Annotated in this window: 1 protein-coding gene; it reads right to left on the minus strand. The window is 55.6% G+C overall.

What is annotated here, in order from left to right; all coding sequences use genetic code 11:
• Window position 1: 1 nt before the first annotated feature.
• A partial coding sequence (locus AC07OI_RS29805) for an energy transducer TonB (RefSeq protein WP_495259671.1) occupies window positions 2-674 on the minus strand: 673 nt, incomplete at its 5' end.

A 674-nucleotide genomic window follows, 5' to 3' on the forward strand; every position in this document is an offset into this window, starting at 1 on the left:
ACTACTCGAGCTTCCATACATACTGGACTTTGGCCCAGGTCTGCTGTGGTTTGCCGTCAACGGTACCTGGTTTGTTTTTGCAGGAACCTGACATCAATTGGGATTTCACCGCATTGTCGAGACCACGGAAGCCGCTGGATTTGTCGATCTTGACGTCGGAGACGGTGCCATCGGCACCAATCAGGACGGACAGGACGACGGTGCCGGTTTCTTCGTTACGCAGGGAGGCACGCGGATATTCCGGTTTGCAACCTGCAACGTTGAAGTCGATCACGCCTGGCACTATCGATGGGCCTGTTGCTTTGGTGTCGGCAACCGGGGTCGGTGCTGCCACTGCCTTGGGTATCACATTCGATTCTGGCCTGACTTCAGATTTGACGCTGATGGTCGGGGCCGGTTGTACCGGTTGCTGTACCTGAACTTCCGGTGGCGGAATGAACGGGGGGGGCGGTGCCAACAATTTTGGTGGTGGCGGTGGCGGGGTGTCTGGCGGCGGTGGTGGTGGTTTTACTTCTTCCACCAGCTTGACTTCTGCTGGCTTGATCACCACTTCCATGGCCTTGCGCGCCAATCCTGATACCAGTGCATACACCACCAGTACGTGAAATGCGATAACCAGCCCTAAGCCTATAAACTTCTTCCCCGGCTCTTGCTGGCGATTTGAAAAATCCATT

Source organism: Undibacterium sp. GW821-FHT07F11 (assembly GCF_059418665.1).